The sequence below is a fragment of the Poseidonibacter sp. genome, from assembly GCF_041821165.1.
Taxonomy (GTDB): Bacteria; Campylobacterota; Campylobacteria; order Campylobacterales; family Arcobacteraceae; genus Poseidonibacter.
The window spans coordinates 1-25,107 of record NZ_JBGUES010000019.1; the positions used below are offsets into that span (position 1 = coordinate 1).

General features: G+C 26.3%; 21 protein-coding genes and 1 pseudogene. 3 read left to right on the forward strand and 19 right to left on the reverse strand.

The features are described 5' to 3' along the window. Window positions 1-958: aminoacetone oxidase family FAD-binding enzyme (locus ACERKK_RS03160; RefSeq protein ID WP_373771628.1), on the reverse strand; the 958-nt coding region annotated here is incomplete at its 3' end. 48 nt (window positions 959-1,006) lie between these two features. On the opposite strand from ACERKK_RS03160, the gene ACERKK_RS03165 reads away from it, so the two are divergent. Further along, complete coding sequence (locus ACERKK_RS03165; protein ID WP_373771629.1) at window positions 1,007-2,020, forward strand: endonuclease/exonuclease/phosphatase family protein; 1,014 nt, start codon at window positions 1,007-1,009, stop codon at window positions 2,018-2,020. Window positions 2,021-2,236: 216 nt separating this feature from the next. On the opposite strand, the gene mfd is transcribed toward ACERKK_RS03165, so the two are convergent. From mfd to ACERKK_RS03180, 3 genes are read right to left on the reverse strand one after another with little or no spacing between them, the layout of a single operon-like run. Then, entirely contained in the window at window positions 2,237-5,224 is a 2,988-nt protein-coding gene (gene mfd, locus ACERKK_RS03170) for a transcription-repair coupling factor (RefSeq protein WP_373771630.1), read from the reverse strand. After that, window positions 5,224-5,535, reverse strand: coding sequence for a hypothetical protein (locus tag ACERKK_RS03175; RefSeq protein WP_373771631.1), 312 nt, complete (start codon window positions 5,533-5,535; stop codon window positions 5,224-5,226). Before ACERKK_RS03175 ends, mfd begins: the two co-directional genes overlap by 1 nt. Before the next feature lie 24 nt (window positions 5,536-5,559). Beyond that, window positions 5,560-6,270 carry a DUF445 family protein gene (locus ACERKK_RS03180; protein ID WP_373771632.1) on the reverse strand — a complete coding sequence of 237 codons (711 nt, stop codon included), beginning with the start codon at window positions 6,268-6,270 and terminating at the stop codon, window positions 5,560-5,562. A gap of 102 nt (window positions 6,271-6,372) precedes the next feature. On the opposite strand from ACERKK_RS03180, the gene ACERKK_RS03185 reads away from it, so the two are divergent. Next, window positions 6,373-8,085: a lysophospholipid acyltransferase family protein gene (locus tag ACERKK_RS03185; protein WP_373771633.1), complete on the forward strand. Its 1,713-nt coding sequence runs from the start codon at window positions 6,373-6,375 to the stop codon at window positions 8,083-8,085. Window positions 8,086-8,139: 54 nt separating this feature from the next. Here ACERKK_RS03185 and ACERKK_RS03190 read toward each other — a convergent pair whose 3' ends face one another. The 12 genes from ACERKK_RS03190 to yajC all read right to left on the reverse strand — a co-directional run bounded on the left by ACERKK_RS03190 (window position 8,140) and on the right by yajC (window position 21,209). Next, on the reverse strand, window positions 8,140-9,753 hold the full coding sequence (locus tag ACERKK_RS03190; RefSeq protein ID WP_373771634.1) for a cation:proton antiporter: 1,614 nt from the start codon (window positions 9,751-9,753) through the stop codon (window positions 8,140-8,142). Window positions 9,754-9,789: 36 nt separating this feature from the next. After that, a complete protein-coding gene (locus ACERKK_RS03195; RefSeq protein ID WP_373771635.1) occupies window positions 9,790-11,886 on the reverse strand; it encodes a DEAD/DEAH box helicase family protein in 2,097 nt (698 codons plus the stop codon). Next, window positions 11,873-12,310, reverse strand: coding sequence for a polymer-forming cytoskeletal protein (locus tag ACERKK_RS03200; RefSeq protein WP_373771636.1), 438 nt, complete (start codon window positions 12,308-12,310; stop codon window positions 11,873-11,875). Before ACERKK_RS03200 ends, ACERKK_RS03195 begins: the two co-directional genes overlap by 14 nt. Then, a complete protein-coding gene (locus ACERKK_RS03205; protein ID WP_373771637.1) occupies window positions 12,256-13,137 on the reverse strand; it encodes a M23 family metallopeptidase in 882 nt (293 codons plus the stop codon). The genes ACERKK_RS03200 and ACERKK_RS03205 overlap by 55 nt, the downstream gene beginning before the upstream one ends. Further along, window positions 13,127-14,296 carry a Mur ligase family protein gene (locus ACERKK_RS03210; protein WP_373771638.1) on the reverse strand — a complete coding sequence of 390 codons (1,170 nt, stop codon included), beginning with the start codon at window positions 14,294-14,296 and terminating at the stop codon, window positions 13,127-13,129. The genes ACERKK_RS03205 and ACERKK_RS03210 overlap by 11 nt, the downstream gene beginning before the upstream one ends. 5 nt (window positions 14,297-14,301) lie before the next feature. Next, window positions 14,302-14,805 carry an LPS assembly lipoprotein LptE gene (gene lptE, locus ACERKK_RS03215; RefSeq protein WP_373771639.1) on the reverse strand — a complete coding sequence of 168 codons (504 nt, stop codon included), beginning with the start codon at window positions 14,803-14,805 and terminating at the stop codon, window positions 14,302-14,304. Next, window positions 14,806-17,268, reverse strand: coding sequence for a leucine--tRNA ligase (leuS, locus tag ACERKK_RS03220; RefSeq protein ID WP_373771640.1), 2,463 nt, complete (start codon window positions 17,266-17,268; stop codon window positions 14,806-14,808). After that, window positions 17,268-17,612, reverse strand: a complete 345-nt coding sequence (locus ACERKK_RS03225; RefSeq protein ID WP_373771641.1) for a DUF6394 family protein — start codon at window positions 17,610-17,612, stop codon at window positions 17,268-17,270. Before ACERKK_RS03225 ends, leuS begins: the two co-directional genes overlap by 1 nt. Window positions 17,613-17,682: 70 nt before the next feature. Continuing rightward, complete coding sequence (locus ACERKK_RS03230; RefSeq protein WP_373771642.1) at window positions 17,683-18,153, reverse strand: hypothetical protein; 471 nt, start codon at window positions 18,151-18,153, stop codon at window positions 17,683-17,685. 172 nt (window positions 18,154-18,325) lie between these two features. Continuing rightward, a complete protein-coding gene (gene secF / locus ACERKK_RS03235) occupies window positions 18,326-19,294 on the reverse strand; it encodes a protein translocase subunit SecF (RefSeq protein WP_373771643.1) in 969 nt (322 codons plus the stop codon). Further along, window positions 19,294-20,859: a protein translocase subunit SecD gene (gene secD, locus ACERKK_RS03240; protein WP_373771644.1), complete on the reverse strand. Its 1,566-nt coding sequence runs from the start codon at window positions 20,857-20,859 to the stop codon at window positions 19,294-19,296. The genes secF and secD overlap by 1 nt, the downstream gene beginning before the upstream one ends. Before the next feature lie 74 nt (window positions 20,860-20,933). After that, a complete protein-coding gene (yajC, locus tag ACERKK_RS03245) occupies window positions 20,934-21,209 on the reverse strand; it encodes a preprotein translocase subunit YajC (RefSeq protein ID WP_373771645.1) in 276 nt (91 codons plus the stop codon). Window positions 21,210-21,237: 28 nt separating this feature from the next. Here yajC and ACERKK_RS03250 point away from each other — a divergent pair, with 28 nt between their 5' ends. Continuing rightward, window positions 21,238-22,470, forward strand: coding sequence for an apolipoprotein N-acyltransferase (locus ACERKK_RS03250; RefSeq protein WP_373771646.1), 1,233 nt, complete (start codon window positions 21,238-21,240; stop codon window positions 22,468-22,470). Between the two features lie 8 nt (window positions 22,471-22,478). Here ACERKK_RS03250 and ACERKK_RS03255 read toward each other — a convergent pair whose 3' ends face one another. From ACERKK_RS03255 to ACERKK_RS03265, 3 genes and pseudogenes are all read right to left on the reverse strand, one after another. Then, on the reverse strand, window positions 22,479-24,284 hold the full coding sequence (locus ACERKK_RS03255; protein WP_373771647.1) for a DUF4105 domain-containing protein: 1,806 nt from the start codon (window positions 24,282-24,284) through the stop codon (window positions 22,479-22,481). Continuing rightward, complete coding sequence (locus tag ACERKK_RS03260; protein WP_373771648.1) at window positions 24,268-24,714, reverse strand: DUF3015 family protein; 447 nt, start codon at window positions 24,712-24,714, stop codon at window positions 24,268-24,270. The genes ACERKK_RS03255 and ACERKK_RS03260 overlap by 17 nt, the downstream gene beginning before the upstream one ends. 65 nt (window positions 24,715-24,779) lie before the next feature. Continuing rightward, window positions 24,780-25,107, reverse strand: a pseudogene (locus ACERKK_RS03265) (hypothetical protein); the annotation flags it as partial.

A 25,107-nucleotide genomic window follows, 5' to 3' on the forward strand; every position in this document is an offset into this window, starting at 1 on the left:
CTAAAATAGCTCCTACTATTAAACATAACTCTTTTGAAACAGAAGCAGGAAGTAATGTTGATACTATTTCAACAACATTAGCATCAGGATTTAATGCTGTTTGTTTTTTTATATGTTGTAAAATTTCATCTTCATTTTTACCTTTAACCATATTTATTAAAAGTGGTACTTGCTCATATTGTTCTAATAAAGGTGTGATTTCTCTTGAAAAATCTAAAATAACTGGACCTCTTAAACCTTTTGAGGTAAAGATTAAATCACCAACTGCTTTTAGTTTTTTTGCTTTTTTTAAATCAACTCTTATAATTGCTTTTGCAATTGTATCAGCAGTACAATTTGCTACCCATGTTTCTTTTACATAAATAGGAAGCATTGCAGGATAAAGGTCTGTAACTTTATGTCCTAACTCTTTTGCAAACTCATAACCATCACCATTAGCACCAAGCATTGGAAAACCTAAACCTCCTGTTGCTACAATTACATTAGATGAATTAAACTTTTCATTTTGTGTTTGTACACCTGTAATACTTTCACCATCAAAAAGTAGTCTTTCAACTTTTGTATCACATAAAACTTCAACTTCTAATCTATTTAACTCAGCTTCTAATGCTTTTATAATAGTAGAAGAGTTGTGAGTTACAGGAAATATTCTAAAGCCATCTTTAGTATCTGTTTGAACACCAATACTTAAAAAGAACTCTCTTAAGTCATCTTTATTTAACATATTTATTGCTGTACTCATAAAACGACCATTTTTACCAAAAGATTTCATAAAATCTTCACTACTTAAAGTATTAGTAAGATTACATTTTCCTCCACCTGTTGCTTTTAGTTTTGCACCAAGAGTTGGAAGTTTTTCTAAAAGTAAAACCTTTTTACCTTGTTTTCTTGCAGTTATGGCAGCTATCATTCCAGCGCCACCTGAACCTATTATTATTACATCATATGTTTTTTTCATCTTGCAATCATAACCAAAGATTGTTGAATATTTTGATATACTTTTATTATGAAAATAAGAATAGGCACATTTAACCTCTATCAATTTGTAAAACCTCCTTACTCTTGGTATACAAAAAAAGAAAAGTTCAACCCAATACAATGGGAAGAAAAAACGTCGTGGATTAAAAAACAGATTAAAAAAATGGATTGTGATATCATTGGATTTCAAGAAGTTTTTTCATCAAAAGCATTAAAAGAGCTTGTTCAAGAGCTTGGTTTTAATTATTTTAAAACAGTTGATATTGCAAACACATCTAAAAAAAATCCTAAAGTGTATATAAGCACAACAGTTGCAATTGCTTCAAAATATCCAATTACAAAACTACATACCGTAAAGCCAAACTTTAAAAGTTTAAAAAAACATGATTTTTATGATACATTTTCTTTTTCAAGAATTCCTATAAAAGCAAGTATTACTTTAGCAAATAATCAAGATTTATTAGTTTATGTAGCACATTTAAAATCTAATAGAGATAATGAGTTTGAATATGTATTTAATAAATCTCATACATTAGAAGATAAAAAAGAGCAAGTAAATAAAGCCTTGGAAGAAGGGTTTTCAAACTCTTTAAAACAAAGACTTTGCGAAGCATCATCACTATTTTTTAATATCAAAAAAACAATTGATACTCCAACAATTTTTTTATGTGATTTAAATGATAAAGAGTTTTCAATTACAATTGATGCTTTAACAAATGAAAAATATCATGATGAAAATAGTCTTGAAGATTTACACTTATTAGATGCAAATAATCTGTTTGAAAAAGAAGTATATAATCCACATCCTGAGGCAACACAAGAAGAGAGAACTCCTACTAGTTATTTTGTAGGAAAAGGAAATGTATTGGATTATATTTTTGTTTCAAAACATTTTGATAAAAATGAAAAAGAGCATATTTCAAAAGTAAGTTCATATGAAATATTTAATGAACATCTTGAAAATAATCATGATGGTTCATTATTACAAAGTGATCATGCACAGGTTGTATGTGAATTAATTTTTAATGAAAAAAACCAATAAAATATTTACTTAAAGTTTTTATAAGTTTTTTTCACTATAATCCCGAAATAAATATATTATAGATTTTTCAATCAAATACATACAATTATTATTATATTTTAAATACAAGTTATAGCGAACTAACTTTTTACAGAAGAGACAGTGTTTTCTAGCGATTTTCACTTCTCTTTTGCTTTTTTATTAAACTTCATTTTTTGTTATTTTTTAATTTTATTACTATTTTCTGAGATATTTCAATGTCGTAGCAATAATATCATCATCATCTTTACTTGGACTTTTAATAGTCTCTTTTGTATCATCACTTTTTGTAAATGTGATATTCATTTCGTATGAACCAATTGTTTGAATACCTTTTTGAAGTGCTAAAATTTTTATTATGATAAGTTCTAAGAACTGTTTTGTTGGAAGGTCTGGCTTACCAAATCTATCTTCCATTTCTTCTTCTATTAAATATACAGCTTCTTTATCCTGACACTTTGAAAGTCTTCTATATAATTCAAGTCTTACTCTATCTTCATGAATATATTCATCACTTATAAATGCTGAAATTGCTAACTTTATATCAACTGTTTTATTCTCTTCTTTTACATCACCACTTAAACTTGCAAGTGCATCTTCTAACATTTTTAGATATAAACCATATCCTATTTGTTTAATATGTCCACTTTGTGCTTCACCTATAATATTTCCACCACCTCTGATTTCTAAATCTTGGTGAGCTAAAGCAGTACCACTTCCTAAGTATGAGTTTGATTCAAGAGCTAGAAGTCTTTTAACCGCATCTGATGTGATTTGTTTTTTATCTTCAACTACGTAATAACAGAATCCTTCTTTATTACTTCTACCAACTCTACCTCTTAATTGATGTAAATCAGCAATTCCAAATCTATCTGCACCATCAATGATAATTGAGTTTGCATTTGGTAAGTGAAGACCTGACTCTACAATTGAAGTTGCTAATAATATATCAAACTCTTTTGCTTCAAAAGCATCTAATATCTTTTCGGCATCAGCTGGTTTAATTTTTGAGTGAATTACCTCAACTTTTATATTTGGTACAACTTCTAAAATATCAGCTTTTTTTGCTTCAATTGAGGCAATATTATTATGAACATAAAATAACTGTCCACCTCTTCTTTTTTCTCTTAAAATAATCTCTTTAATTAATTTATCACTATACTCTTTTACATAAGTTCTAACACCTAATCTCTCCGTTGGAGGTGTTAGAAGTGAAGACATACCTTTTAATTTTGAAAGTGCAAGATTTAGTGTTCTTGGAATTGGTGTTGCACTCATTGAGAAAATATGTACATCTTCTCTTAAGTTTTTTAGTTTCTCTTTTTGTTTAACTCCAAACTTATGTTCTTCATCTACAATAACTAAAGCCAAATCATTTGCTGTTATATTTAATAATGAATGAGTTCCTATAACACATTTTATCTCACCACTTGCAAGACCTTTTTTTATTTCAGTTTTTTCTTTTGCTGTAGTTCTTCCATCTAGTTTAGCCATAGAGATACCATATGGTTCAAATCTCTTTTGCATACCATGATAGTGTTGAGTTGCTAGAAGTGTAGTAGGACAGACAAATATAGCTTGTTTACCATCTAAAATAACTGCTAATAAAGCATTCATAGCTACTTCTGTTTTACCAAAACCTACATCACCTGAAAGTAATCTATCCATTACACGACCTGAACTTAAATCAGTAAAAATTTCTCGTACAGAACGTGTTTGATCTTTTGTATACTCAAATCCTGAAGATTTAGCAAAATCAATTAAAGCTTGTTTATCAGTATTTATTTTTATACCATTTATAAGTTCTCTTGCTGCTGCTAGTTTTATAATATCATTTGCAATAGCAAATAATCTATCTTTTACTTTTTCTTTTAACTTAGCAAAAGAACCTTTTCCAAGCTTATCAACAGTAGCATAAGAGCTTCCATCAGCAACATATCTATCAATTAAATCAATATTTTCAACAGGAATTAAAAGTTTATCTTCCCCTGCATACTGAACTATTACAAAATCACGTTTTGCACCCATTACAGTTACAGGTTCTATTCCTTTATACTGTCCAATACCATGTTTTTCGTGAACAACATAATCATTTACTTGAAGTTCATCTAAAACAAGTTTTATCTTTTTCTTTCTTCTTTTTTTAATCTCTTTATTAAGTGAGATTATTACCTCATCATCACTTACTAAATTTAAGATATATGGCTCAAAAACATAGTTTATATTTTTATCATTTAAATCTAAATCATGACCTTTTACCTTAGCTTCAGTCGTAGATATTACAGTGATTTTTTTATCTTTATGAAAATTAATATACTCTTTTATATTTGCAGGTGCTATTTCTTTATGATTCTTACTTGCGAATATTTGAGGTGTTGATAAAAACTTATCTTTATTTACTCTTTTTTCTTCAAATAAGTAAACTTCATTTATTTCATCAAGTGATTCTTTTGTAATAAAACAGTTCATTTCTTGAGGTAAATAAGTTCCTAAATCATTTAAGTACCAAAATCCTAAAGAGTGAATATCTTTTATAAAAGCATCACTTGATACTGTTTGAACTTGTTCATTAATTAAAGAGTATGTTTCTTCATCAAGAGCTAAAAAAGCAGGATTAATAGTAAAACTTTCAATCTCTTCTTTAAAAGATTTTTGATCTTCAATATCAAACTTTCTAATACTTTCAACTTCATCATCAAATAAAGAGACTCTATATCCAAACTCACAACCTAAAGGACATATATCAATAATATCTCCTCGAATAGAAGCTTCTGCTTCTGAAGTTACAATATCTACAAAATAGTAACCCCAATTATAAAGTTTTGATTTTAACTCTTCTATTTTTATAGTATCAGCAAAATTTATCTCAAAACTATCAAAACATTTAGCTTTAGGAAGAGGGAAAGATATAGTTCTAATTGGAGCAATTAATATTTTGTTTTGTTTTTTATATGAGTAAAATTCACTTAAAGCTTTTGTAATATCTTGTAATTCAGTAGAAAATGATAATAAGTCATCACCAAAATTAGCTCTAAAATCAGCTAATACAAAAGGTTTATGTCCTAAAAAAGAAACAATATCATGAGCTTCTTGAGCTTGTTTATCATCATTTACGATTAAAAGTTGACACTCTTTTAATCGTTTTTCATCTTTTAGATTTTTTAAAAATTCATATATATTATTCACTATATAGCTTCTTTTGATTCACTTAATTCAAAATCATTACTATTTTTATCATAATAATATGCTGGATATGGTGTTTCATTTAAAAGAAAAATTAGATTTGCATCTAAAAAAGTATTTTTTTGTAATCCTTTTTTAAAAACCTCTAAAATATAAGCTTTTGTTGAAAATGTTGTTGTTGAAGATTCTGCTGTATAAACAAATGCTTCATCAGGAACAGTATGAAATCCCTCTTTTTTTAAATGTTTTTCAAACTTCTCTTTATCTTCTAAACCAGAAACATCTAATAATACTAATACGTCTAATTTTTCCATTCTTTTATCCTAAGTTTTTTATATTTATTTTATTATAAGAGTACTAACAAGACCAATAAGTCCACCAAATACAGCACCCCAAATAACTAACCATCCTAAATGTTCTCTTATTATATTTTGAATCATTTCTTTTACCATTTTAGGAGTTAATTCATCTAATCTTTTATTTACAATTGAACTTAACTTATTATAAATATCATCTGATAAATTTTCTGATTTTAACGCATCACTTAAAACTTCTTGGAACTCATCACTTTTTGTAATATCAATAATTGAGTTTTGTAGTTTTAATGTAAATGGCTCTCTTAAAGGTTCTAAAGCAGCTTCTCCACCAAACATTCCTAACATTGAACCAAATGATGATTCCATTACTGATTCTTTTAATGAATTATAAGCAGGTGTAAAATCTGTTTTATCTAAAATCTTTTCAAAATCTATTGTATTTTTTGCACTTTGCATCTCTTCTTCAAAAAATTTTGATAAATTAGTTTTTGTAAAAAATTGATTCATAAGTAAGTTATGAATTGATACTTTAAATGCACCAAATTTTTTCTCAATAACTCCACTACCATATAAATATGGAACTTTTTCAAAAAGCATGTGAATTGCTAAAGTATTAGTAACTGCACCACTTAAGGCAAAAAGACCAACCATAAAAATTGTATCGTATCCATTTGAGTAACCATATGCCATTATAAGCACTGTTAGTATATTTGTAATATCCGTTTTATTCATTTTAGCTTCCTTAAAAAAAATAGATTTTAGCATAAAATTATTGAATATCCAATGTCGCCTTTTTGTAACCATATACTAATAAAATTGCAATAAGGAGTACAAATGATAGATGTACAAAAAGAGATAGAAAAAAAGTTTCCAAATATAAATAAAAAACAAAACTTTTTAAAAAAATCACTATTTAAAATAGCAAAAAAAATTGTTCATGAAGATTCAATAAATCAGTTTTTAATACAAAATTCTCATTTAAAAGGTTTTGAATTTGTTGATGCTGTATTAGACTATTTTGATTTTGATTACACAGTTTCAAGTAATGATTTACAAAATATTCCCTCATCAGGAAAAGTTGTAATAATTGCAAATCATCCTTTAGGAGGTCTTGATGCTTTATGTTTATTAAGACTTGTTTCACAAGTTAGAAAAGATGTAAGAATTGTAGCAAATGACTTTTTAGAAGGTTTTGATTCTTTAAATTCACTTTTTATTCCAATTGATAATTATAAAAATAGACAATCTAAAAATGATATAAAAAAAATATATGAAGCTTTAAATAATGAAGAAGCAATTATCATATTTCCAGCAGGAGAAGTAAGTCGAGCTACAACCAAAGGAATAAAAGATCCATCATGGAGTAAAGGGTTTTTAAATTTTTCACAAAACTCTAATGCACCAATTTTACCTATATTTTTAGATGCAAAAAATTCTAAAACTTTTTATACAATATCTTTATTAAATAAAACATTTTCAACACTACTTTTATCAAATGAAATGTTTAATAAAAAATCTAAAAGAATCAATATAAAAATAGGAAAAATTATACCAAATGAAAACATAGCACCCAAAGGTTTAGCAAAGTCATATTTACTAAATCTTTATAAAAAACATTTATACTGCTTAAAAAAATCAAATAAATCTTTTTTTCAAACTCAAAGTGCAATAGCACATCCTGTAAATAGAAAAGATTTAATTCAAGAGTTAAAAAACTCAAAACTAATAGGCCAAACAAAAGATGGCAAAAAAATATATCTTTACGATTATATAGATGATTCAATTGTTTTAAAAGAGCTAGGAAGATTAAGAGAGTTATCTTTTAGAAAAGTTGGTGAGGGAATAAATAAAAAAAGAGATACTGATAAGTATGATATTTATTATCAACATATTATTTTATGGGATGAAAATGATTTAGAAATTGTTGGTTCTTATAGAATTGGAAACTCTGATTTTATATTTAAAAATATTGGAACAAAAGGTTTTTACTCTAATAATTTATTTAAATATAATGAAGATTTTACACCTTATTTGAAAAATTCAATTGAATTAGGTAGAAGTTTTGTACAACCAAAATATTGGGGAACAAGAGCATTAGATTATCTATGGTATGGAATTGGTGCTTACTTAAGAGCGAATCCTAATATCAAATATATGTTTGGACCTGTTTCAATGAGTACAACATATCCAAAAGTTGCAAAAGATATGATGGTATTTTATTTCTCACACTATTTTAAAGAAGAAAAAGATTTAGTAAAAGCAAAATTACCCTATCAATATGCAAATAATATAAGTGAAATAAAAGAGCTCTTTTTATTAAATGATAAAAAAGAAGATTTCAAATTTCTAAAATCAAGTTTAGCAAGTATGAATGTAGCAGTTCCAACACTGTATAAGCAATATAGTGAAATCGCACAAGAAGGTGGTGTTAAGTTTTTAGGCTTTAATGTTGATACAAATTTTGCAGATTGTGTTGATGGTTTTATTGTAGTTGATGTTAATATGATTAAAGAAAGTACAAGAAAAAGATATATTTTGAATAAGTAATAAATTTAAAAGAGAGAAAATCTCTCTTTTAATACTCACATACAAAGTTAAGTTTTAATTAATTCTACAATACATTACTTCATCAACTACAGATTTTGCAAGTTGTCTTGTTTCAACAACTATATGCTCTAAGTGTAAACCTTCTAATAACTCTTTTTCTTCTTCTGTTGTAACTGTTACAATAGTTTTACTATTATGAGTTAAGCTATCTACTGACTCACATATTAAGTGTAGTGATTCTGGGTTATTAACGGCAACTATTACAGCTGATGCTGTTTTAATATTTACTGAGTTTAAAATATGTCTTTGTGCGGCATTTCCAAATACAATTGGTTCTTTTCGCTCCAAGCCTAATTGATAAAATTTAATATTATGTTCAATGATTACGTAGTTTTGACCTAAGGCTTTTAACTCTTCTACTATTGATTGTCCAAATCTACCATAACCTAAAACAACAACATGATTACTTGTATCTTTATCAATACTATGAGTATTACATACCATTATTGCATCTTCTTTTATTAAAGTTTGTGCAGCAAATGAAAGGTTTTTTAGAATCAATGGTGTTAAAATCATTGAAATAACAATTGTTACTATTAAAATTTGAGAGTATGTTTGATCAATCAAACTTTGACTTCTTGCAAGTTCTAAAATTGCAAGTGAAAACTCACCAATTTGAATAAGTGAAAGTGCAGTTTTAAAAGCAACTCTTTTATCATCTTCAAACTTAACTAAAGTATAAATAATTACATATTTAATACTCATTAATAAAGGAAGTAATACTAATATCACTAAAATATAATCTCTAATAACAGCAAAGTTAATCTGCATACCAACTGTTATAAAAAATACACCTAATAATATATTTCTAAAAGGTATAAGGTCAGCTTCAACTTGATGTTTGAATTTTGTTTCAGATATCATCATACCTGCTATAAATGCTCCAAGTGAGTATGAAAATCCAAAATAATATGCTAAATATGAAGATCCTATAGCAAGAAGTAAAACAGAAGCTACAAATAATTCATCTGATTTTGTATTTGATACATGATTTAAAAAAGGCTCAAGTAAATATTTTCCACATAAAAACAATAAAGCAAGAAGTAATATAGCAGCACCAATAGTTTCAAGTATCATAAAAGCAACACTTTTATCATCGTTCATAGTAAAAAATGAAATCATAAGTAAAATAGGAATAACAGCAATATCTTGCATAATTAAAATACCTAAAACTCGTCTTCCATAAGGTTTTGTAATCTCTTTTGTTTCATTAAATGTTTTTAAGACAATTGCAGTTGAAGATAAAGAAAGAGCTGCACCTATTACCATAGAACTTTTTATATCTAAACCTATAATAAAATATGATATTAAAAATACAAAAGTTGTAGTTACTAAGATTTGTAAAGAACCTGTTAAAAACACTTCTCTTTTCATCTTTTTTAAGTGTTCAATTGAAAATTCTAATCCAATTGTAAACATTAAAAATACTACCCCAAACTCTGCGATTTCTTTTAAATCATGATTATTAACCGCTGAATGCAATCCAAAAGCATAAGCAATTATAGTACCTGTAAAGATATATCCAATAATCGTAGGTAATTGGAATCTTTTTAGAATAAGATTAATAACTAAAGCAATAAAAATAGTTGATACTATAATTCCTAACATTTTGTTTTTTCCTTTTGTTTGTTTAAATTTTTTATTTTATTTATAATGCATTTGTTTATAACCCTCAAGCCTTTTTTTATAAGCTGAGTTTAACATGGCATTATTAGAATCTAAAAAATCAATTGCAAGACACTCTTGATTTCCTCTTCCCACTCTTCCTAAATACTGAACTAACCTACCATAATATGAAATAGGTGTTGCAAATAATATAGTATTTAAATGAGGAAAATCAATTCCTTCACCAAAATATGAAGTAGTAGCTAAAATAAGTGACTTATGCTGTACTTGTTTCATATTTTCTACTTGCTCTTTTTTATTCATACTTCCATGAATACAAACATAATCAATATTTTCAAGCATTAACATATGTTCTAAAATATTTATATGCTCAATTCTATCTGTTAATAATAATATTTTTCTATGAATATTATCTTTTAATGCCTTAATAATCATTTTATTTCTTGCTTCATCTACACATAATTCATTTATTATTGTTGCGTAGTTATCAGCTTGACTTACAAAATCAGTTCTTACTATTTCTAATTTATTAGTATGAGTTCTTTTCTTTTTATATTCATAAGCAACATCACCTAATTGCTGATATAAAATTGGTTGTAAACCATCTTTTCTATTAGGTGTTGCACTTAAACCTAAAATATATTTACCTTTAAAGTTTTTAATTATTTGCTCAAATGTAACAGCTGGAATATGATGACATTCATCTACTATTACAAAAGTATAATTATGAACAATATTTGGTGAGTTTTTTAAACTTTGCATTGTTGCTACATCAATTTTACCATTTAAAGTATTTTTACTTTTTCCTAAAAAACCTATATCTTTTTTATTATAATCAAAATAATCTACAAATCTTTCAATCCACTGATCAAGTAACATATTTTTATTTACAACTATTAAGGTAGTGCATTTTCTTTCTTCAAACATTTTAGCACCAAGAAGAGTTTTTCCAAAACCAGGAGGTGCTACACAAATACAAAAATCATTTTTCTTAATTTCTGTTATTGCGTCATTTTGTTCAGGTCTTAAAGTAAATTTTACTTTTTTAGTTTGCACTTCTTCGAAATTTCTTTTATCTTCTATTTCATACTTTATTCCATTTTGAGTAAAAAATTCACAAATTGTATTTTTTAATCCTCTTGGAAGCATTAAATGATTTTCATCCTCTTCAAAACCTTGTATTAATCTTGGAGTATTAAAAAGTGGTTTTCTCAAAGCCAAAAGTGTTTTAATTTGAGGATTTTCAAAAGAAGCAAAAGACTTTAGTTTTTTTATTAATGACTTTGATAATATTGAAGTTGGTATATATAAAAAATCAAATAAAATCATAGAAATAGTCTCAAAAGGGAACTCTATTTTTCCAAAATCTTTTGTATTATTTAAAGAGTTTGTAACATCAGCAAAATTACAAACTGTTTGTTTTGAGACCTTTTGTACATTATTTAAAATTATCCATTGGTCTTCATAAATTTTATTTGTATTTGCATCTATAAAAACTGTTTTATTCTTTTTTCTATATTTTAAATGCAAAGGCAATTCTAAACTAAGTCCAAGATTTTCTTTTGTCGCAAACTCTTGGTTTGGAAAAACTTTTGCTGAAATATTTGCTCTTTTAATAATATATTGAGCAAAGTTATATACAATTTTACTTGAAATAGGCTCTTGTAAAAAAATCCATACAAGCAAAGAATTATATGAGTTTAGTTCATAATATGCTTTGATATTTAATGTATTAAATATAGTTTGTATTTTAAATTTATCTTCATCTAAAATTTCAAAAGCTATAAATTTTGATTCATTATTTGAATCAATACAATAAGTAGCAAGTTGTTCTATTCCACGAAGATGAGACTCAATTTCTTTATTTGTTAAAGGTGTAAAATCTTCACCTTTAAATGTTCTAGTAACTGCAAAAAATCCTTGTTTTTTTCCATCTTGACTTATCCATTTTTTGGCATAAATGTCATTTCTTGCAATAAATAAAGATTTAAATATCTCTATTTTTTGCTCTTTAGAAAAATTTGTTTGAAGTTGAAGTTCAATACTTCTAATCTCTTCTTCAATTTTTTCTTTTTGAGAGTATAGGTTTTGTAGTTTTTCTTTAAGCTTTATCATGAGCTATAGCAGATGGACTTACAACAATATTATTGATTTTATTTTCGATTTCGTTATATCTACTTTTTAATTCAGAATCTTTTTGAATACCATGACCTTCGAATTTTCCATTTGTTTCAATAATAAGTTCGTTATATTTCATTTCACCAATAACTTTACCTTGAGCTAAGATTTCAACTTTATTACAGTCTAGTTTTCCATCAACTAAGCCATTAACTGTAAGATTATTAGCTTTAATATCTCCGATTATTTCACCACTTGCACCAACAGAAATACTATCAGCTTCTAATATAACACCTTCAAATTTTCCATCAATATGTACTGTTCCTTTTGTACTAATTCCACCAATAATACAAGTACCAGCTGCGATTATTGTAGCTCCTGATGATGATGCTCGTTTATTTGACTTATTAAAGACTCCCATTCTACCCTCCTCTCGCTTTTAAATATTTTATCGTAATTATCTAAATCCCACTTAATGAAGTTTTTTGGATTTAACACTTTATTTGCATATCTAACTTCATAATGTAAATGAGGTCCTGAACTTCTTCCAGAATTACCAGAAAGACCAATTAATTGACCCTTTTTAATAACATCACCAACTTTTACATTTGTTTTTCTTAAATGTGCAAATACTGTTTGAAAACCATAACTATGATCAAGTCTTATAACTCTACCATAAGCACCTTTATCTTGCGATTGTACATATTCAACAACACCATTTGCTGTTGCATAAACAGGTGTTCTTCTAGGTGTAGGTAAATCTAAACCTTTATGAAATTGTCTTTTTTTTGTAATTGGATTAATTCTATAACCAAAATTTGATGAAACACTTATCTTTTCTATTGGTTTACCATTTGGTATTACATTAAGTGAATATTTTTTATTATTAATATTCATAGTTTCTAATGTTTTTTTATTGATTTCTTCAACACTTGCATCTTTGCTTACACCAATCATGGCATGAATATCATCAAGTTTAGTAGTTAATTCTTCAATATCTTCAGCTTTTGCTTTAACTTTTATAAGAAGTTTTGCTTCTTTTTCAGAAAGGATTTGAAGTTGAGTCTCTTTTTCTTCTTTTACAATATCAATTTCATTATTTAAATATGTTATAAAAGAAAAACTTCCAAGAAGTAATAATAATGCAGAAACTATTAAAATAAATATAAGTCTTTTTACAAACTTATGTACATTATATGAACGTGTACCTTTTACATCTGTTATACTTATAATTAATCTATTCTTCATCAAGGCCCATTGTATTAAGAAATTTTTCAACAACTAAAAATGAACCAAATACTAAATATTCTTCATTTTTATCTATCTTCATTTCATTTTGAATTATTATATTCAATTCTTTTATAATATTAACTAAATTATTTTTATCTACCATTCTTTTATCATCAATATCAATAATAATTATTTCTTTAATAATTGGTTTTAGTATTTTTAAAACTTCTTTATAATCCTTATCAGCATAAGAGTTATAAATTAAAGTAATTTTTTTATTTTCAAACTCTTTTAACAGAACATTTGCAGCAAGTGGATTATGACCTACATCAATTGTGATATTGTTTTTTATTTTTTGGCATCTACCAAAAAGAGTTAACTCATCAAAAAGTTCTAAATTTATAGGAATATTTAACTCTTCTAATGTTGATATTACAAGATGTAAATTTCTTTTTAAATAGTCTGCAAATTTATTATTTAAACCGTATTTATTAAAATCTTCTATTATTTTAATAGAAATTTCTTTATTCATTTCTGCTTTAAGTTCTTTTTTTACTTCTTTTGCAACATCTAAAACGCAAGAATTCACTTGATAACCTAAAATCATTTTATTATCAACTGAACGCATTTTTGTTTTTGCTATTGCTTCTACTGTATTTCCTAAAAAACTCTGATGATCAAGTCCTATTGTTGTAATTAAAGATAAATCATTTTTCACAACATTTGTAGCATCAAACTCACCACCAAGTCCTGCTTCTAAAACTAAATAATCACAATCTTTTGATAGAAAAAGAGCTAAAAGTGTAGTATATTCAAAATATGTTAGTTTCTCAAGTAAATTAAAAGGCAATAATTTTTGAATATATTTATGAGCAATTTCAAGATTTTCATCACTTACATCAAATCCATTTATCCAAATTCTTTCATTAAATTTAATAATATGAGGTGAACTATAATGTAAAACTTTGTAATTTGATTTAAAAAGATAATGAGCTAAAAATCTACCTGTACTTCCTTTACCATTTGTTCCAACAATATGAATAACAAAAGGAAGTGATATCTCTTTAGAAAGAAGTTCCCAAGAAGATTTTACAATTGTAAAATCAATCTTGTCATAATATAGAGTTTTATATTCTAAAAACTCATTAAGCTTACAGCTTTTAAAATCTACTGTCATATAATCTATTTTTTAAAAGAAGATACTGCAATCTTTGATAATACTTCATCAAGTGCATCATCAGAAGCTTCTTTAATAGCTTCAAATCTCTTAGTTCCAGTAATTGTAGTACCATCATCTATTGAAAAGTTATGCTCTCCACTTACAGTAAATGACTTTGTAACACCTGTATCTTTTTTTGTATAAGAAACTAAAATACCAACTGTTGCTCTATATAATTTATTAAATCCCAATTCATCATACTGTAACTCAGTCATTGATACTGAGTTTAGTTTTATTGACATAATTGTATTAGCATATGATTCATCATGAACTAATTTAGAATCAAGTTTTTGTAAAATTAGTTCATTTAAAGAATCTTTAATTAAAACAGCATTTTGTGGATCTTTTATATCAATAAATAATTTAACAAAAACATTACCTTCTAGCTCTTTTTTTGCATAATGACTAGATGGTTTATATGAACAGCCTGCAAATAATAAAAAAATTAGAAGATAAATTGCTTTCATTTATTTTATTACCAAGTTTACTAATTTATTAGGTACAACAATCTCTTTAATTATTGTTTTATCTTCAATCCATTTAAGAGAAGCTTCTTTTGCAATACTTAAAATATCTTCTTTTGATGCATTTGGCTCAACTTCGATTTCACATCTTTTTTTACCATTAATTGTAACAGCTAAGATAATTGAATCAAGTTCAAATACTTCTTCTTTGATTTCAATAGTATTATTAAAATTCTCTTTTTCAAATAAGTTTTGCGAAATTTCCCAACAAGTATGAGGAATAATTGGCTCTAAAATATTTGATAATATATAATAACCTTCTGCCCAAACATCTTCGTTCTTTTGAGTTTGTAATGCATTTAAAGCTTCCATTGATGAAGCAATTAAAGTATTAAAAGTATAAGTTTTATTAAATACTTCATTTGATTTTTGTAAAGCTTCATAAACTTTTTTTCTAGCTGTTTTTTCTTCTTTGCTTAAAGATTTATGATTTATGTTTTTAAAAGTTTCTAATGATTCTTTTGTAACATTTGCACTTCTTTCAAAGAATTTTTTAATAAATCTATATGAACCATCAACAGCTGAATCATTCCACTCTAACTCTTTTGTTGGTGGTGCTGCAAATAACATAAATAATCTTGCAGTATCAGCACCATATTTTTCAATAATTAAATCAGGATCAACTACATTTCCTTTAGATTTTGACATCTTAGCACCATCTTTTAAAACCATACCTTGAGTAAGAAGTTTTTTAAATGGCTCTTTAGAGTTTGTATATCCTAATTTATTTAATGCTTTTGTAAAGAATCTTGAATATAAAAGGTGTAAAATTGCATGTTCAATTCCACCAATATATTGGTCAACATCCATCCAATAATCACTATCTTTTTTTGAGATTCCTGTTGTTTCCCAATCTTTTGGATTAGTAGCATATCTTAGGAAATACCAAGATGATTGTACAAAAGTATCTAAAGTATCAGTTTCTCTTCTAGCGTCACTTCCACATTTTGGACAAGAACAGTTTTTCCATGTAGGATGAGTATCTAATGGATTTCCTTCACCTGTAATTTCAACATCAGAAGGTAAAGCAATTGGTAAATTTTCTAATTTTTCAGGAACTAATCCACAAGAATCACAATGAACAAAAGGTAAAGGAGCTCCCCAATATCTTTGTCTAGAAACTCCCCAATCTCTTAATTTAAAATTGATTTTTTTAGAACCTAAAGAGTTTTGTTCAAAATGGTATAAAATCGCTTTTTTAGCTTTTGTATTTTTTAATCCTGTAAAACTTTCTGAATTAATTAATTCACCTTCATTAGTAAATGCTTCTGTTGGTTTTTCAATTAGACCTTTACTTCCTACAATTACTTGTTTTAATGGTAAATCATATTGCTTAGCAAATTCAAAATCTCTTTGATCATGTGCAGGAACTGCCATAACAGCACCACCACCGTAAGAACTAAGAACAAAGTTAGCAACCCATACAGGAATAGTTTCGCCAGTTAAAGGATGAATAACATCGATTTCTAAAGAAACACCTTTTTTATCTTCCGTTGCTCTATCTCTTTCAGAAACTTTTTGCATTTCTTTAATAGCATTGATTTTATTTTCAGGTAAAAGTTTATGTTCAACTATAAATTTAACAATTGGATGCTCAGGAGCTAGTGCTGAATATGTAACGCCATAAATAGTATCAGGTCTTGTTGTAAATACAGAATAATTTGAAAAAGATTTATTTAATTTAAATCTTGAATCTTTTGAAAGCTCTAAAGTAAACTCTAAACCTTCACTTCTTCCAATCCAATTTTCTTGCATTGTTAAAACCTGAGATGGCCAATCTTCTTTTAAACCATCTAAATCATCAAGTAACTCTTGTGCATATTTCGTAATTGCAACATAATAACCAGGCATCTCTTTTTGCTCAACTGGCGTATCACATCTCCAACAACAACCCTCTTCTACTTGCTCATTTGCTAAAACCGTATGACAAGGTTCACACCAGTTAACAGTAGTTGATTTTCTATAAAGTAAATCATTTTTATACATTTCAATGATAAACTCTTGTTCCCATTTCGTATATAATTCATCAGAAGTTGCAAACTCTCTAGTTTCAGAGAATGATAATCCTAAAGATTTTAATTCATCTCTCATATAATCAATATTTTCATAAGTCCATTTTTTTGGATGAAGTTTATGTTTTATTGCAGCATTTTCAGCAGGCATACCAAAACTATCCCAACCAATTGGGTGTAAAACGTTGAAATCTGATTTTCTAAAGAATCTAGCAAAAGCATCGCCTAAACAATAGTTTCTAACATGTCCCATATGGATTCTTCCACTTGGGTATGGAAACATACTTAGTATGTATTTTTTTTCTTTTGTTTGGTCATCACTTGGTTCGAAAGCTTTTGTTTCACTCCAAGTTGTTTGCCATTTTTTTTCAATATTCTTTGAATTATATTCCATTAAAATTCTTCCTTATCTTGACTTTTTGCGCTTTCAATTAAAGCTAATGCTATTGAGAATACATTTGCAACAACAGCACCAATTGCTAAAGAAATAGCCAAAGTTACATTATTCATAAAAGTTAAAACCATAAATGCAGGTATTAGGTGTAAATCAGCTACTAATGAACTTGCAAGTAGTTCTGCAGCAAGTAAATTTTTAACACCAAGTTTCAATATTGTAGAGATTACATTTACCCCTGATGCTATAAATAATGCAATAGCATTTGGTTCATAAATAAACCCAGCAGTAGTTGTAAGAGACATTAGCGAGAAAAATATATAAGTTACTTTACCCCAATCCATTTTTATCCTTTAATAGAATTACTTTTTTTAGGGTGTATGGTAACTAAAAAATCATAAGAAATCGCTTTTATTACTTATCTTTTGATTTTAGATTTTTAATAGCAATTAACATTTTATATGCTAAATAAATAATTATAATTTTTATAAATAATTGAATAATCAAATAAAAACTAAATTCATTGTATGACAATGCAAAAGGATTTAAATTATGTAACATTAAAGTAAAGGTAATATCATGAGTAAAAAATAGATATATACAAACAGCTGCATAAAGTGCATATAAGAAAAATCTATCTCTATGAACAAAAATAAAATTATAAACACCATACCAAAGAAAAACAACTAATAAAATAGCTATTAATACTTCTTTAAAAACACCATCTGGCATATGAGTGATATAATTTTGTGAATATTCAATGTTTTTAAATTCAATAATTGTTGAGATAGATTCAAAAATCACTATCCAAATAAAAGCAAGTAACCAATTTTTGCCATTATCTGAAGTGATTGAGTTAAACTTGTCTAATATTTTTTTTAGCATAAATTACTCCATATAGATATAAATAATAAATTCATAATCTATATTTTATAAAAAAGAATATTAAATCAAAGTTTTTATTTATTATCTTCTTCAGTTTTAGAGATAACCTCTATATAAAAAAAGGAAAAAACCTAAAGTTTTTCCCCTTTTTATCTTTTAATAACTAAAACTACTAAACAGTTCCCTGCTCATACATAGCTCTTATTTTATCTTTCTCTTTTTGTCTTTTGATTTTTTCTGCTTCTTTTGATCTAAAATCTTCTATTGAGAATTTTAATTGAACTAAGAATGATGCAGCAATAAAGATTGATGAATATGTACCTATGATAACACCTACAAGCATTGTAAATGCAAATCCATGGATAATTTCTCCACCAAAGAAAAATAGTGTTGCAACAACAAAGAATGTTGTTAATGATGTAAGAGTTGTTCTTGATAAAGTTCTACTTACTGATTCATTTACTACTTTTTCTAAAATTGATTCTTTAGAAGTTTGAATACCTTCTCTAATTCTATCAAATACAATAATAGTATCATTTAATGAATATCCTAAAATTGTAAGAATAGCTGCTAAGATGTCTAGGTTTACTTCAATACTAAATAAACTAATAGCACCTAAAGCAATAATAATATCATGTGCAAGTGCTAAAATAGAAGCAACTGCAAATCTCCATTCAAATCTAAATGAAACATATGCAAGTATTACTATCATTGAAAGAGCAAGTGCCATAATTCCTTTTTCTCTTAATTCTCCACCAACTTTTGGTCCAACTATGTCAACTCTTCTTACTTCAAACTCACCAGTTGTTTTTAAAATTTGATGCATTTCATCAGAAATATCATTTGAAATATCACTTGATGAACCTGTAATTCTAATAATAATTTCATCATCACTACCAAATTTTGTAATTGATGCATTTGAGTATTTTGTTGATTTTAAAGTATCTCTAATATCATTTATTGGTGCATTTTGAGTATATTTAACTTGTACGATTGTACCACCTGCAAAGTCAATACCTAAATTAAGACCTTTTGTTAATAATAAAACAATTGAAGCAATAACTAAAAGAGAAGATAAACCTAAAAAGGCTTTTCTTTTTCCCATAAAATCATAAATTTTTTCTGATTTAAAAATTTCCATTATTTAACTCCAAACCATTTTTTGATATCTTTATCTTTTTGTATTTTCCCTAGTAATGCTTCATAAATACCATGTGTTCCTAAAATAGCAGTTAACATTGAAGCTAAAATACCAATAGAAATAGTTACTGCAAAACCTTTAATAGGACCTGTTCCATATGCATATAAAATAACTGCAACTAAAAGCGTTGTAACATTTGCATCTAAGATTGCTCTCATAGCATTTGAATATCCATCTTCTATTGCTTTTGGAATTGACATACCTTGTTTTAATAACTCTCTAATTCTTTCACTAATAATAACATTTGCATCAACTGCCATACCAACAGTTAAAACAATCCCTGCCATACCAGGTAAAGTTAAAGTTGCTCCAAACATTGCCATTACTGAAATAATAATAAATATATTTGTTACAAGTGCAATATTTGCAATAATTCCAGCTCGTCTATAATAAACAATCATAAAAATAAATACAATTATAAAACCAGATACTAAAGCAATAGTTGAGGCTTTGATACTATCTGCACCCAAAGATGGTCCAACTGATCTTTTTTCAAGTAGTTTAACAGTTGCAGGTAAAGCACCAGATCTTAATGCAATTGCAACATTACCAGCTTCTGATAATGTAAAACCACCTGATATTTGACCTGAACCACCACCAATTCTTTCTCTAATATTTGGAGCTGAGTAAACCTTACCATCTAATACAACAGCTAATCTTTTTCCAATATTTTCTGCTGTAAAATCACCAAATATTTTTGCACCTGTTGAGTTTAAAGTAAAATTGATAATTGCTTGATTTGATTGATCAAATGAAACTTGTGCATCTATAACTTGAGAACCATTTAAAATAGGAATCTCTTTTACTAGATATTTAGTATTTGAATCTTTAGTATCTTCTAAAATAATATCGCCATATTCAGCAGCTTGTGAAGATGTTAATGAATAAACTTGATCAGCGATATCTTCATCAATTGCCATTAACTCTAAGTTTGCAGGTTTTGAAATAAGTTCACGTGCAGCTTTCTCTTCTGCTTGTGTTTTAATTCCTGGTAATTGAACAACTATATCAGTTGCACCTTGTCTTACAACAGTTGGTTCTGCAAGCCCAAATTGGTCAAGTCTATTTCTTATTGTTTCAACTGCTTGTGAAACTGATAGGTCTTTTGTTTTTTCAATATCTTCATCTGTTAAATTTAAAGTATAATTTAAACCATCTTTAGTAATATCAAGACCTTTTATAAGTTTTAATATTTCATCCATTTTAGGTATTTCATCAGCATCTAAAACACTAAACACAACACTTAGTTCATCAATTGATAATCCATCAATTAATAAATCTTCATCTTCTGCATAATATTTTATTGAAGTTGCTATTGTTTTGATTTTAGATGTTACTGCTTCTTGTGTATTAACACCTAAAAGCATATGTAATCCACCTTGTAAATCAAGACCTAAAGATATTTTTTTTCCACTGTCAGTTTGTAATAAAGAAGGAATTGCAAAAACAACACCAAAAATAATACTTAATGCGAATATTACAAGTCTATAATTAAAGATTTTCAATCTAGAGTCCTTAGTAAGGTTTTTATTTGATAGGTATAAAACATGTAAAAGATTACATGTTTTAAATAAAGTTTTTAGTTTTCTAAAAGTTTTGCAACGAACTCTTTAATAAGTTTCATTTCAGAACCATCACTGTTTTTTACTACTAAATGATCATCTTCTACTTTAGTAACTTCAACCATTAAGCCACCATTAGTTACAATCTTGTCACCTTTTTTCAAATTAGACACCATCTCTTTATGAGTTTTGGCTTGTTTTTGTTGCGGTCTAATAATCAAAAAGTAAAATATTGCAAATAATGCAACTAGAGGTAGTAATGACTGAATTAAATCTGTGCTCGAACCTTCCATCAAATTTCCTTTTTAAAAGTATTTTATTATGTTTTTTCTAAAACGCGATTATTCTAACAAAAATTTCATAATAAAAGGCTTGATTACAGCTGTTTTATTAAGTGCTTTTATATACTTAAGCTATTTTGATGTGCAATATAGAGTTTTAAACACTGTTTTGGCTATTTTAGGATTATATTTATTATTAGTAATTCCTACAAGAGCCTTATTTATTACTGGTTTTTCTTTAGGAATTTTATGGTGTTATTGGATAAGTACAAGTTTACAATATTATGAATTATCATATTTAACACCAGTTTTACTTATAGGAATTGGTCTTGGTTATGGTTTTATATTTCGTTTATTTGCCCTATATGATAGAATAACTTTTAGAATTTTAGCAATCTTTGCTTTTACTTATTTTGCTCCATTTGGGTTTAACTGGGTTAAGTTAGAACTTATGTTTATTGACTCATATATTGATATAACAAAACAAGCTTTTGCTTTAGTTTTACTTGCTTTATATATTATTATTAAACTAAAAAGATTAAAAATAGTTTTTATTATTCCACTTTTATTTGCATATACAAATCAAACAGGAATATATATTGATAATCCAAATTTAAAAATACAAATGCCACAGTTAAATGTAAATCAAAACTTAAAATGGAAAGCTGATTATAGAGATATTTTAATTAAGAAAAATCTTGATTTAATTAACCAAGCAATAAATGAAAAAAAAGATTTAATAATATTACCTGAAACGTCAATACCTGTTATTTTAAATAAAAATGAGGACTTACTTACATTTTTAAAAGATAAATCAAAAGATATTGATATTATTGTAGGTTCTTTATATTTAGAAAATGAACAAATGTTTAATACAACATATCATTTTTCAAATCAAGAGTTTAAAATAGCAAAAAAAGTAGTTTTAGTTCCTTTTGGTGAAGAGATACCTTTACCTAAGTTTTTTGTAAAATTAATAAATGATATTTTCTTTGATGGTGCAGAAGATTATGCAAAAGCAACACAAGCTAGTGATTTTGAAGTAAAAGGTATAAAATTTAGAAATGCAATTTGTTATGAAGCTACAACTGATAAAATCTTTGAGAATTTAAATGGTGTTAAATATATGATTGCAACATCAAATAACGCATGGTTTACACCATCTATTGAGCCAACTTTACAAAAACTACTTTTAAGATATTATGCTAAAAAATATGATGTAACTATTTTCCATGTTATAAATGGAAGTCCTAATTATATAGTTAGACCATAAAAAAAAGACTAAAAATAATAAAAAAGTGAGATTGAAATATTATCTTGCTTTTTTAAATCTTCATAATCATCATTTGTATATTTTAAATTTAAAGCACTATTTTTTGAAAACTTATATGTTGAAAATAGTTCTAATACTTTATTATCAAACTTTTGATTGTATTTATCATAGGAATAATTTATTCCTATTTTTGTATTTTTAATGCTATTTGAAACAGCCCCTATTGAACTTCCTAGAGAAATTAGGTTATCACCTAGTTTATTATATAAATTTGAATGAAGTAAGGTATAAATAAAGAAATCTTCATTTCCATATGTTAAACCAATTTGTGGTTTTAATTTTAAATAATCTTCTTTACTTTTAAATCTTTCATATGATAAATCAATAGCCCAAGAAATTGGTTTAAAAACTATATCTCTTTTAGCTAGTGATTTGATTTTTAAAATAGTAAATTTATCTATAAAAAGTTTATCATCAGCTTTTTTTATATTTAAATCAAAAAAATCAATATATGCACCATCTAAATAACCATCTGAAACATCATAAATATCATTATAAACAGGTTTAATTCCAAACTCTATTGAATCATCACTTGAATAAGTGAATTTCAGCTTTGATGAACCATGTGAATATAATGGATTTTTTGGATTTTTTATATTAAATTCTGAAATCTTATCAAAACTACTTCTTAACTTTAAAAGCTTTAGATATTTTTTAATATAAGTTTTTTGATCTAATTTATTTTCACTTCTTAGATATTGAATATACTCAATTTTTAAGTCTAAATAAGCAACTTTATCATCAAAGCTTAGCTTATTATTTAAATCTATATCATTTGATAAATAATCATTTAAATAAGTTTTATTTTCTATTTGTTCATTTAAAATATATTTCATCTTAGCCATTTTTGAATATCTAAAGTTTGAATTTTTTATTAAATTATATGAAGTTAATATTTTTATTGTATCAAGAGGTACTGCTTTTACTTTAAACTTTTTTACTAAATCCAAATCTTCTCTTGCAATTTCAAATAACCACAATAAATTATAAGAGCAGTTTTCTAGAAAAAAATGATAAAAAGAGAAAGAATCTTTTAGCTCATAAGAGTGTAAAGCCATTTTAAAAACTTCATTTTCTTCTAAATTTAAATCATACTCCCATATATCTCTTTGTTCTAAATTTGAATACTCTTTGATTTTTTTATAATAAGGTAATATTGAATATTGACCTTTGTAACCACCAAAAATACCTTTATAAGCAAAAATTAAACCATTTGTTTCTTCAGTTTGTGCTGCATAATTTACTGCATTTGAAATAAGAGGAGTATTTAAATTTCCTCCAATACGTAAAAAAGTATGTCCATACATTGAAGCAGGAGAGTTTATATGGGCACTTGGGAAAATCAAACTTGCATATTTTGCATCGATTTCTTTTATATATAAATCTAAATCTTTACATTCGTAATTTTTAATCTCTTTTTCTAAAGCTGGAATTTTTTCTTTAAGCCATTTTACTCTTAATGGAAATCTACATAAAACATCTTTTTTTCCATTTGTTAAAGCATTTATAGTTTCAAATAATTCTTCTTTTAAATTAGTTTTTCCATTTTTTGATATAAAAAAATTATCTGAGTCTATTTCACTTTTACCATCTCTATAATGAAATAATTTTGACCAGTATGTATCATCATAAAGTTTTGTTTCTTCAATTTTCGATAGTAAAATAGATGATGAATAAAGAGAGTTTGAAAATAAAGCACTAAGAAAAAATATCTTAGTGGCTTTATTTATAGAAAGATTAAATAAATTTAGCAATTGAATCAATAACTTTTGCAGAATTTACATTTTCATTTGCATAAATATTTGAGAAGTTTGCTTTTAATTTAGCATTAAAAGATGATACATCTTTAACGTTTAATAAAGTAGCAACTGTACTTAAAGTTTCACCTTGACCAGCTGAAATATCTAATGCTAATTCATCCATATTATCAGCAACAAATTTATTTAATTTATCATTTGAAGCAACAGTTGATGGCTGAGAACAGTTTAAAGTTCCAGAAGAGATACCAAATGTTTGGTTTCCTGATGTACCATTTGTTGTAGCTGCTAAAACTTGCATTACTACTGTACTTTGATCTTTAATAATTAAAGAACCTAATCCACAACCTGTATTTGTATTTGCAGCACCATAAACTGATGAACTTAATGCTAAAGTAGCTAAAGTACTAATTAAAATTTTTTTCATTGAAAACTCCTTTAAAGTTGTTTGATTATAAAGGATAATTAGTAAAGATACACTTAAATTATTAATTATTTCATAATATAAAATTTTTTTATTTTATCTAAAATATTATCTTTATTCATATTTTCATCAATTTGTAAATCAAGTGCAAAATCTAAGATATTTTTAAACTCTTTTGATGGTTTAAACCCTAGTTTAATTAAATCTCTACCTTGAACCAAAGGAACTAATGCAGAGTTTTCAATATTTAACTCTTTTGCTTTTTGTAATAGCCAAGATGTAGCTTTTGGACACTTATCTTTATCTTTTATATCTCTACCTAAACAATCAGCTAAACATACTAAACATAAATCTTCAATATTAACTTTTAATGATAATCTTTTAACAGCTTTTAAT

What these genes read in the sequence shown, in the direction of transcription:
- ACERKK_RS03180 (WP_373771632.1), bottom strand. Translation starts at nt 6,270, where the DNA reads ATGAATAAAACGGATATTACAAATATACTAACAGTGCTTATAATGGCA.
- lptE (WP_373771639.1), bottom strand. Translation starts at nt 14,805, where the DNA reads ATGAAAGCAATTTATCTTCTAATTTTTTTATTATTTGCAGGCTGTTCA.
- ACERKK_RS03175 (WP_373771631.1), bottom strand. Translation starts at nt 5,535, where the DNA reads ATGGAAAAATTAGACGTATTAGTATTATTAGATGTTTCTGGTTTAGAA.
- yajC (WP_373771645.1), bottom strand. Translation starts at nt 21,209, where the DNA reads ATGGAAGGTTCGAGCACAGATTTAATTCAGTCATTACTACCTCTAGTT.
- ACERKK_RS03230 (WP_373771642.1), bottom strand. Translation starts at nt 18,153, where the DNA reads ATGCTAAAAAAAATATTAGACAAGTTTAACTCAATCACTTCAGATAAT.
- ACERKK_RS03225 (WP_373771641.1), bottom strand. Translation starts at nt 17,612, where the DNA reads ATGGATTGGGGTAAAGTAACTTATATATTTTTCTCGCTAATGTCTCTT.
- ACERKK_RS03165 (WP_373771629.1), top strand. Translation starts at nt 1,007, where the DNA reads ATGAAAATAAGAATAGGCACATTTAACCTCTATCAATTTGTAAAACCT.
- leuS (WP_373771640.1), bottom strand. Translation starts at nt 17,268, where the DNA reads ATGGAATATAATTCAAAGAATATTGAAAAAAAATGGCAAACAACTTGG.
- ACERKK_RS03200 (WP_373771636.1), bottom strand. Translation starts at nt 12,310, where the DNA reads ATGGGAGTCTTTAATAAGTCAAATAAACGAGCATCATCATCAGGAGCT.
- secF (WP_373771643.1), bottom strand. Translation starts at nt 19,294, where the DNA reads ATGGAAATTTTTAAATCAGAAAAAATTTATGATTTTATGGGAAAAAGA.
- ACERKK_RS03250 (WP_373771646.1), top strand. Translation starts at nt 21,238, where the DNA reads ATGTTTTTTCTAAAACGCGATTATTCTAACAAAAATTTCATAATAAAA.
- ACERKK_RS03190 (WP_373771634.1), bottom strand. Translation starts at nt 9,753, where the DNA reads ATGTTAGGAATTATAGTATCAACTATTTTTATTGCTTTAGTTATTAAT.
- ACERKK_RS03205 (WP_373771637.1), bottom strand. Translation starts at nt 13,137, where the DNA reads ATGAAGAATAGATTAATTATAAGTATAACAGATGTAAAAGGTACACGT.
- ACERKK_RS03210 (WP_373771638.1), bottom strand. Translation starts at nt 14,296, where the DNA reads ATGACAGTAGATTTTAAAAGCTGTAAGCTTAATGAGTTTTTAGAATAT.
- ACERKK_RS03260 (WP_373771648.1), bottom strand. Translation starts at nt 24,714, where the DNA reads ATGAAAAAAATTTTAATTAGTACTTTAGCTACTTTAGCATTAAGTTCA.
- ACERKK_RS03195 (WP_373771635.1), bottom strand. Translation starts at nt 11,886, where the DNA reads ATGATAAAGCTTAAAGAAAAACTACAAAACCTATACTCTCAAAAAGAA.
- ACERKK_RS03185 (WP_373771633.1), top strand. Translation starts at nt 6,373, where the DNA reads ATGATAGATGTACAAAAAGAGATAGAAAAAAAGTTTCCAAATATAAAT.